The organism is Microbispora sp. ATCC PTA-5024 (assembly GCF_000511135.2).
Classification (GTDB): Bacteria; Actinomycetota; Actinomycetes; order Streptosporangiales; family Streptosporangiaceae; genus Microbispora; species Microbispora corallina.
This window is the reverse complement of sequence record NZ_KI866526.1, coordinates 54958-63750: the sequence shown is the minus strand read 5'-3', so window position 1 is coordinate 63750 and position 8793 is coordinate 54958. Positions and strand designations below refer to the sequence as shown.

Below are 8793 nucleotides of genomic sequence, written 5' to 3'. Positions count from 1 at the left end.
CGCCCGCGCCCGCCGCCAAGGTGGCGCCCGCGGCCAAGCCGAAGGCGGCGGGCACGCCGATCCCTGCCGGCGCCGCCGAGGAGCGCCTGCGCGGCGCGGCCGCCCGCACGGTCCTCAACATGGAGGCCTCGCTGGCGGTCCCCACCGCGACCAGCGTGCGCGCGGTCCCCGCGAAGCTGCTCATCGACAACCGCATCGTCATCAACAACCATCTCTCCCGCGGGCGCGGCGGCAAGATCTCCTTCACCCACGTGATCGGGTACGCGATCGTCCGGGCGCTGAAGACGATGCCGGAGATGAACCACGCCTACGCCGAGCTGGACGGCAAGCCGGCGCTGGTCAAGCCCGAGCACGTCGGCCTCGGCCTGGCCATCGACGTGCAGAAGGAGGACGGCAGCCGCCAGCTCCTGGTGCCGTCCATCAAGCAGGCCGAGACCCTCGACTTCCGGCAGTTCTGGGTCGCCTACGAGGAGATCGTCCGCAAGGCCCGCTCCGGCAAGCTCGGCGTGGAGGACTTCCAGGGCACCACGATCTCGCTGACCAACCCCGGCACCATCGGAACGGTGCACTCGGTGCCGCGCCTCATGCCCGGCCAGGGCACGATCATCGGCGTCGGCGCGATGGAGTACCCCGCGGAGTACCAGGGCGCGTCGGCGGAGACGCTGTCCCGCCTCGCGATCAGCAAGGTGATGACGCTCACCTCCACCTACGACCACCGGATCATCCAGGGCGCCCAGTCGGGCGACTTCCTGCGCCGCATCCACCAGCTCCTGCTCGGCGCCGACGGCTTCTACGACGAGATCTTCGAGTCGCTGCGCATCCCGTACGAGCCGGTCCGCTGGGTTCCGGACATATCGGCCACCCACGACGACGACGTGGCCAAGTCCTCCCGCGTGCTGGAGCTCATCCACGCCTACCGCGTGCGCGGCCACCTCATGGCCGACACCGACCCGCTGGAGTACCGCCAGCGCAAGCACCCCGACCTGGACATCCAGTCCCACGGTCTGACCCTGTGGGACCTGGAGCGCGAGTTCCCGACGGGCGGTTTCGGCGGCTGCGCGCTGATGAAGCTCCGCGACGTGCTGGGCGTGCTGCGCGACTCCTACGTCCGCACGGTCGGCATCGAGTACATGCACATCCAGAACCCCGAGGAGCGGGCCTGGATCCAGGCGCGGGTGGAGCGGCCCCACGCCAAGCCGAGCCGCGAGGAGCAGCTCCACATCCTCCGCCGGCTCAACACCGCCGAGGCGTTCGAGACGTTCCTGCAGACGAAGTACGTCGGGCAGAAGCGGTTCTCGCTGGAGGGCGGCGAGTCGCTGATCCCGCTGCTCGACTCGGTGATCAGCGCGGCGGCGGCCGAGGAGCTCGACGAGGTCGTCATCGGCATGGCCCACCGCGGCCGGCTCAACGTGCTCGCGAACATCGTCGGCAAGTCCTACGCCCAGGTATTCGGCGAGTTCGAGGGCAACCTCGACCCGCGCAGCGCGCACGGCTCGGGCGATGTGAAGTACCACCTCGGCGCCTCCGGCGACTTCGTCGCCCCGGACGGCAAGAAGATCGCCGCCTCCGTCGTGGCGAACCCGTCGCACCTCGAGGCCGTCGACCCCGTCCTGGAGGGCGTGGTCCGCGCCAAGCAGGACCTCCTGGAGCGCGGCGAGGAGGGCTTCACCGTCCTTCCCGTGCTCGTCCACGGCGACGCGGCCTTCGCCGGCCAGGGCGTGGTGGCCGAGACCCTGCACCTGTCCCAGCTGCGCGGCTACCGCACCGGCGGCACCGTGCACATCGTGGTCAACAACCAGGTCGGCTTCACCACCAGCCCGGCCAGCTCGCGCTCCTCGGTCTACGCGACCGACGTCGCGCGGATGATCCAGGCGCCGATCTTCCACGTGAACGGCGACGACCCCGAGGCTGTGGTCCGCGTCGGGCGGCTCGCCTACGAGTACCGCCAGACGTTCCGCAAGGACGTCGTCATCGACCTGGTCTGCTACCGGCGGCGCGGCCACAACGAGGCCGACAACCCGAGCTTCACCCAGCCGCTGATGTACGACCTCATCGACGCCAAGCGGTCCACCCGCAAGCTGTACACCGAGGCGCTGATCGGCCGCGGCGACATCACGGTCGAGGAGGCCGAGCAGGCGCTGCGCGACTACCAGGAGCAGCTCGAGCGGGCCTTCACCGAGACCCGCGAGGCGACCAAGCGGCCGCTGGAGCCGGGCGCCGTCGTCGCGCCCGAGCCGGACGAGGTGATCCCGTGGGCGCACGACGACACCAAGACGGCGGTCTCGGAGGAGACGGTCAAGCGGGTCATCGAGACCCAGTTCAACCTCCCCGAGGGCTTCACCGTGCACCCGCGGCTCGCCCCGGTGCTCCAGCGCCGCGGCGCGATGGTGTCCGAGGACGCGATCGACTGGGCCACCGGTGAGACCATCGCGTTCGGCTCGCTGCTCATCGACGGCCACCCCGTCCGCCTGGTCGGCCAGGACTCCCGCCGCGGCACCTTCGGCCAGCGCCACGCGGTGCTCGTCGACCGGGTCACCGGCGACGAGTACACCCCGCTCAAGACGTTCAACCAGGACACCACGAAGTTCTACGTCTACGACTCGCTGCTCAGCGAGTTCGCCGCGATGGGCTTCGAGTACGGCTACAGCGTGGTCCGGCCGGACGCCCTGGTCGCCTGGGAGGCCCAGTTCGGCGACTTCGCCAACGGCGCCCAGTCGATCATCGACGAGTTCATCTCCTCGGGCGAGCAGAAGTGGGGCCAGCGGTCCTCGATCGTCCTGCTGCTGCCGCACGGCTACGAGGGCCAGGGCCCGGACCACACCTCCGCCCGCATCGAGCGCTACCTGCAGATGTGCGCGCTCGACAACATGACCGTCGCCCAGCCGACCACCCCGGCGAACTACTTCCACCTGCTCCGCTGGCAGGTGCTGTCGAACCGCCGCAAGCCGCTGATCGTCTTCACGCCCAAGTCGCTGCTGCGGCACAAGAGCGCGACGTCGGCGACGTCGGAGTTCACCTCCGGCTCGTTCCGGCCGGTCATCGGCGACGCGACGGTCGACCCGTCGGCCGTGACCAAGGTCGTCGTCTCCTCCGGCAGGATCTACTACGACCTGCTCGCCCACCGCGAGAAGCTGGGGCGTGGCGACGTGGCCCTGGTCCGGGTCGAGCGGCTCTACCCCTTCCCGGAGAACCCGCTCAACGCCGAACTCGACCGGTACGGCGCGGACGTCGAGCTGATCTGGGCGCAGGACGAGCCGGTCAACATGGGCCCCTGGCCGTACCTGAGCCTGAAGATGACGGAGAAGCCCGACCTGCTGGGCGGCCGACGGCCGCGCCGGGTGTCGCGCACGCCGAACTCGTCGCCGGCTACGGGGTCGCACTCCACGCACGACTCCGAGGTGGCCGCCATGCTGAAGGAGATCTTCGGCTGACGCCGGGGACCTCGACGACGACGGAAGTCCCCCGCGGCCGGACCGCGGGGGACTTCCCCATACCCGACCACGTTCCATCGAGGAAGCGACCGGACATGTACTTCACGGACAGGGGCATCGAGGAGCTCGCCGAGCGGCGCGGCGAGGAGGAGGTCAGCGTCGGCTGGCTCGCCGAGCGGCTGCGCGAGTTCGTCGACCTCAACCCCGAGTTCGAGACGCCCGTCGAACGGCTGGCCACCTGGCTGGCCCGCCTCGACGAGGAGGACTGAACCACCCGCCGCCAGGCGACGGCCCGCCCGGTGGAGCGCGACAACCCCCGCCAGGCGCCCGTCGCGTACGGCCCACGCGAACCCGGGAGAGAAACGCGATACATCTTGACTTTCGCGTAACGCGACATATCGTGTCTTGTACAGCGTCGTCAGAGGACGACACGACGGACCAGGTCGCGTGGAAGGGCCGAGCAATGCCCCAATGGACGATCGACAAGCCCGGGCAGCTGACGTTCGACACCGTGAGCGCTCTCAGCGTGCGCATCGTGGCCGGCCGGCTGGCGCTGCTGGCGAGTGACGGCCCGCCGACCCTGGAGGTGACCGACCTCGAGTCGGGCCCGCTGCTGGTGACGCACGACGAGACGGACGGCCGCCTCACGGTGGCGTACAAGGACCTGACCTGGGACGGCATCCTGGGGTGGCTGCGTCCCGCCTCCCGGTCCAGCGTCCTGACGCTGACCGTGCCGAAGGACTGCCCGGTGCAGGCCGGGGTGATCAGCGCGTCGGCGGTCGTCGCGGGCTTCGAGGGCGCCACCGGCGTCAAGAGCGTCTCGGGCGACATCGTGCTGGACGGCGTGAGCGGCGAGGTGCACGCGGAGACGGTCTCGGGCTCGGTGGAGAGCCGGGGCCTGGCCGGCGACCTGCACTTCAACAGCGTCTCCGGGGAGCTGACCGTGGCCGGCGGCATCCCGCACCGCCTGGCCGCGAACACGGTGTCGGGGAGCATCACGGCCGACGTGGAGCTGACCCCCACCGGCAACCTCTCGCTGAACAGCATGTCGGGCTCCATCGTGATCCGCCTCCCCGAGACGGTCGACGCGGATGTGAGCGTCCACTCGACGTCGGGCAGGATCGAGTCCGCGTTCCCCCGCCTGACCGGCGCCCGCCATCCCGGCTCGCGCTCGCTCAGCGGCCGGCTGGGCGGCGGCATGGCCCGCGTCACGGCCACCACGGTGTCGGGACGTGTGACCCTGCTCAGCAAGCAGACGAGCGACAGGCGAGAAGAGGAGAGGGCATGAGCCCTGTGTTCGGCCACGGACGGCTCCGGCTGTACCTGCTGAAGCTGCTGGAGGAGAGCCCCCGGCACGGTTACGAGGTGATCCGGCTGCTGCAGGACCGCTTCCTCGGCGTCTACTCGCCGTCACCCGGCACGATCTACCCGCGCCTCGCCCGCCTGGAGGAGGAGGGCCTGGTCACCCACGAGGTGGTGGAGGGCAAGAAGGTGTTCACGCTCACCGACCAGGGCCGGGCCGAGCTGGCCGACCGGATGGACGAGCTGGCCGAGCTGGAGCGGGAGATCACCGCCTCCGTCCAGGACATCGCCCGGGAGGTCAAGGAGGACGTGCGGCAGACCGTGCGCTCCCTCCGCGAGGAGCTGACCCAGATGGCCAGGGACATCGGCAAGGAGACGCCCCGGGACAGCAGCGACGCCTGGCGCGACCAGAAGGAGGAGTGGAGGCGCCAGCGCGAGTGGCAGAAGGAGCAGTGGCGCCAGCAGAAGGACCAGTGGCGCCGCCACAAGCGCCAGATGCGCGACGAGGCCCAGCGCTGGCAGCACGAGTGGCGCCGCATCTGGGAGGACGCCTGGTCGCTGACCGGGATGCCGCCGGGCCCCGGCTACAACCGCGACGCCGAGCTGGGGCGCCTGCTGGCCGACTTCGTCGGCGACATCCGCCGGGCCGCCACGGAGGGCCGGCTCACCGACGCGGCGCTCGCCGAGTGCCGCGCCGCCCTGGACGACGCCGCCGAGCGCATCCGCGCCTCGCTGCGGCAGTGATCCCCCCACCCATCCTGGACCGTCGTGCGTGAGGAGGCGGCGATGGGCCCGTACGGCTGGCGCAACCCGTTCCTGCGCTCTCCCCTGCCACAGCCGCCGGCCGCCGGGGTCTCCCGGCCCGAGCGGCCCGAGCGGCCCGAACGGCACGAGCGGCCGGCCGGTCAGGGCCGCCCGGCCGGCGGCGAGGCCGAGGCCCGCCGCCCCGGCGCTCCCGCGCCCTCGCGTCCCTGACCGGCGCACCCGCAGGAGGCGACGGCGGCGCAGCGGGCCGCGTCGTTCTCAGACCGTGAAGACGATCTTTCCGAAGAGGTCGCCGCGGTGCATGGCGGCGAAGCCCTCCTCCGCCTCGGCGAGCGGAAGCACCCGGTCGATCAGCGGCCGGACGCCAGTCTGCTCCAGGAACACGGCGAGCCTGGCGAGCTGGTCCCGGGTGCCCATGGTGGACCCGATGATGGACTTCTGCAGGAAGAACACCTGCGCGAGCTGCGTCGGAGCGACCATTCCGCTGGTCGCGCCGCTGACCACGATGCGGCCTCCGGGGCGCACCGAGCTGAGCGAGTGGTTCCACGTCGCCTCGCCGACCGTCTCCATCACGGCGTCCACCCGTTCGGGCAGCCGCGCGCCGGTCTCGAAGGCCCGGTCGGCGCCGAGGTCCAGGGCCCTGGCGCGCTTCTCCTCCGACCGGCTGGTGACCCAGACGCGGAACCCGCCGGCCCTGCCGAGCGCGATCAGCGCGGTCGCGACGCCGCCGCCGGCGCCCTGCACGAGGATCGTCGACCCGGGCTCCAGCCCGGCCTTGTCGAACAGCATCCGGTAGGCCGTCAGCCAGGCCGTGGGCAGGCACGCCGCCTCCTCGAAGCTGATCGCGGCCGGCTTGGGCACCAGGTTGCGCCGCGGCACGGCGACCTTCTCGGCGAACGTGCCGTCGTAGCCCTCCGACAGCAGCGACCGCTTGGGGTCGAGGGTCTCGTCCCCGTTGACCGGCGTGCCGATCACCGAGTGGACGACGACCTCGTTGCCGTCCTCGTCGACCCCGGCGGCGTCGCACCCGAGGACGATCGGCAGCCGGTCCTGGCTGATGCCCACGCCCTTGAGCGTCCACAGGTCGTGGTGGTTGAGCCCGGCGGCCCTGACGGTGACCGTCGTCCAGCCCTCGGGAACGACGGGCTCGGGGTGCTCCCCGAGCGTCAGCCCCTTCAACGGGTTGTCGGGATCGGTCTGCGTGGCGGTTACGGCGAACATGTCCAGAACATTACTTCGTTGCCCCGTCCGATCCCCGGAGGGAGCACCGTGCCGCCGGAGTGCCGCGTCGATGGTCGCGACGCCCATCCCTTTCGATGCGGAGCACCCGAGAATGGGACGCATGACGCCATCGCTGACGGGTGCGATCGAGATCCCCGGCGGCATCCTGGTGCGCGGACGGGGCCTGCGGCGTCCCGCGCCCGGAGGCCCGCCCCCCGAGTTCGGGCTCTACCTCGGCTCGGACCGCCTGCGGCGGCGCCATGAGGAGGCGCTGCCGTGGCCGCACCAGTGGCTCCGCTGGCCCGACTTCCTGCTGCCCCTCGACCGGCAGGCCGCGGCCGCGGCCGTCACCGGCCTGCGCGAGCAGGCCCTCGCCGGCAGGCGGGTCGAGGTGGCGTGCGGCGGCGGCGTGGGCCGCACCGGCACGGTTCTCGCCTGCCTGGCGACGCTCGGGGGCCTGCCTCCTGGCGAGGCGGTCGCCTGGGTGCGCGCGAACTACCACCGCCGGGCGGTCGAGACGCCGTGGCAGCGCCGCTGGGTCGCCTGGTTCTCCGGGAACACCCCGCCCGCGTCCGATTTGTGACGCCACATCATCAGCGGGACGGAAAGAACCACCGAGGCGGACGAGAAGAAATACCGGTCGAGAATGCCGGTAAACCGCTCCACAGCCTGATGCGACCCTCTCTCGACATAGCGTCTGACCTGCGAGGACGGCATCCATAACCGCTCGGCATCGATAACGGATAGAGCAATCTGCTGATTGTTCTCGTTATATCCCGAGCATGGGTAATGATCGCCTTATTAATCTTCGGAGCGTTTTCCTGACGAATGGGACGCACCCTCAAACGTCCCGGGGAAAGGAGCTCCATGATCTCCCGAGCACGGCGCCTGACCATCCCCCTCGCCGGAGCGCTGCTCGCGTCCGGCGTGGTCGGCGCCACCCAGGCGGCCCCCAGTGCGGCCGCCACCACAGCCGCCGGCGGCGGCGTGACCACGGTCCACGCGGGATCGGGTGACGTCACCACCAAGGCCGCCTCCGGGTCGACGAGCGCGGCGGTCGCGTTCTGGTCGCCGGACCGCCTGCGGGCCGCCAAGGACTACACCGAGGATCTCGGCAACTCGGTGAAGGGCTTCGGCAAGGTCAGCAAGGCGACGCCGGACGGCAAGGCCGGCACGGTCCCGCCGATCGGCCAGGAGAAGGGCAAGGCCGGCACGTCGAAGCAGGTCAACCTGCCCAACACGGTCGGCCGGGTGTTCTTCACGCTGCCCGGCAAGAACCCCCTCGACCCGAAGAGCTGGAAGTACTGCTCCGGCACCTCGGTCCAGGGCAAGTTCCACAACGTCGTCGCCACCGCGGGGCACTGCGTCTACGACCCGGTGACCAATCAGTTCTACGACAACTGGGTGTTCATCCCGTCCTACTGGGACGGCAACCAGGCGTGGGAGGGCAAGGCGCCGTACGGCATCTACCCGGCCACCTGGTTCCAGGCGCACGACGACTTCGTGGTCAAGGAGGACTACGACTACGACTACGCGTTCGTCAACGTGGCGTCCGGCTTCAAGATCAAGTGGGAGAAGGTCGGCAACACCTACAAGGCGACGAAGACCCCCGTGGGCCGGCTCGGCGACAACGTCGGCGGCCAGGGCTTCACGTGGAACCGCAGCACGAAGGTCAAGGTCTTCTCGTTCGGCTACCCGGCCGGCCCCCACCCGGACGGCGACCGCCCCTTCACGGGTCGCACGATGAAGTGGTGCTACGGCCAGAGCACGCCGATGCCGGCCGCGCCCAAGTACAACATCCAGGAGCACATCGGCTTCAAGTGCGGGATGACCGCGGGCGCGAGCGGCGGCCCCTGGCTGCTGAACTACAAGAGCAAGAGCCGTACGGGCTACCTGAACGGCATCAACAGCGTCGCCTGGGACACGGACGGCAACGACCGCTACGACAGGATCTCCTCGCCGTACTTCAACGGCGAGACCTACGACGTGTACAAGGTGGCCGCCAACCGGTGGACGTCCTGACGCGCGCCGCCTGACCGCACGGCCATTCGGTCGGGCTCGGGGGCCCGGTGGC

The 8793-nt window shown here is 70.7% G+C and carries 8 protein-coding genes; 7 read left to right on the top strand and 1 reads right to left on the bottom strand.

The window, feature by feature from the left end; genetic code table 11:
• The 5 genes from MPTA5024_RS31015 to MPTA5024_RS31000 form a co-directional block, all read left to right on the top strand.
• On the top strand, positions 1-3431 hold a 3431-nt coding region (locus MPTA5024_RS31015; protein ID WP_063794819.1), incomplete at its 5' end, for a multifunctional oxoglutarate decarboxylase/oxoglutarate dehydrogenase thiamine pyrophosphate-binding subunit/dihydrolipoyllysine-residue succinyltransferase subunit.
• 95 nt (positions 3432-3526) lie between these two features.
• Positions 3527-3700: a DUF6104 family protein gene (locus MPTA5024_RS42825; RefSeq protein WP_198167514.1), complete on the top strand. Its 174-nt coding sequence runs from the start codon at positions 3527-3529 to the stop codon at positions 3698-3700.
• Between the two features lie 194 nt (positions 3701-3894).
• Positions 3895-4719 (top strand): DUF4097 family beta strand repeat-containing protein, encoded by an 825-nt coding sequence (locus tag MPTA5024_RS31010; RefSeq protein ID WP_036331176.1) that lies wholly within the window; start codon positions 3895-3897, stop codon positions 4717-4719.
• The gene (locus MPTA5024_RS31005) at positions 4716-5477 is read left to right on the top strand and encodes a PadR family transcriptional regulator (protein WP_036331174.1); all 762 of its coding nucleotides are present in this window, start codon (positions 4716-4718) and stop codon (positions 5475-5477) included. Before MPTA5024_RS31010 ends, MPTA5024_RS31005 begins: the two co-directional genes overlap by 4 nt.
• Before the next feature lie 24 nt (positions 5478-5501).
• On the top strand, positions 5502-5708 hold the full coding sequence (locus tag MPTA5024_RS31000; RefSeq protein ID WP_157099834.1) for a hypothetical protein: 207 nt from the start codon (positions 5502-5504) through the stop codon (positions 5706-5708).
• A 48-nt stretch (positions 5709-5756) separates the two neighbouring features.
• On the opposite strand, the gene MPTA5024_RS30995 is transcribed toward MPTA5024_RS31000, so the two are convergent.
• Complete coding sequence (locus tag MPTA5024_RS30995) at positions 5757-6719, bottom strand: zinc-binding dehydrogenase (RefSeq protein ID WP_036331169.1); 963 nt, start codon at positions 6717-6719, stop codon at positions 5757-5759.
• A gap of 121 nt (positions 6720-6840) precedes the next feature.
• On the opposite strand from MPTA5024_RS30995, the gene MPTA5024_RS30990 reads away from it, so the two are divergent.
• Both MPTA5024_RS30990 and MPTA5024_RS30985 read left to right on the top strand, forming a co-directional pair.
• Positions 6841-7302 (top strand): protein-tyrosine phosphatase family protein, encoded by a 462-nt coding sequence (locus MPTA5024_RS30990; protein ID WP_036331970.1) that lies wholly within the window; start codon positions 6841-6843, stop codon positions 7300-7302.
• A gap of 284 nt (positions 7303-7586) precedes the next feature.
• Complete coding sequence (locus MPTA5024_RS30985) at positions 7587-8741, top strand: trypsin-like serine peptidase (RefSeq protein ID WP_036331168.1); 1155 nt, start codon at positions 7587-7589, stop codon at positions 8739-8741.
• The last annotated feature ends 52 nt before the right edge of the window (positions 8742-8793 follow it).

Coding starts and splice junctions, on each gene's coding strand:
- MPTA5024_RS31010 (WP_036331176.1), top strand. CDS start 3,895: ATGCCCCAATGGACGATCGACAAGCCCGGGCAGCTGACGTTCGACACC.
- MPTA5024_RS30985 (WP_036331168.1), top strand. CDS start 7,587: ATGATCTCCCGAGCACGGCGCCTGACCATCCCCCTCGCCGGAGCGCTG.
- MPTA5024_RS30990 (WP_036331970.1), top strand. CDS start 6,841: ATGACGCCATCGCTGACGGGTGCGATCGAGATCCCCGGCGGCATCCTG.
- MPTA5024_RS31005 (WP_036331174.1), top strand. CDS start 4,716: ATGAGCCCTGTGTTCGGCCACGGACGGCTCCGGCTGTACCTGCTGAAG.
- MPTA5024_RS30995 (WP_036331169.1), bottom strand. CDS start 6,719: ATGTTCGCCGTAACCGCCACGCAGACCGATCCCGACAACCCGTTGAAG.
- MPTA5024_RS42825 (WP_198167514.1), top strand. CDS start 3,527: ATGTACTTCACGGACAGGGGCATCGAGGAGCTCGCCGAGCGGCGCGGC.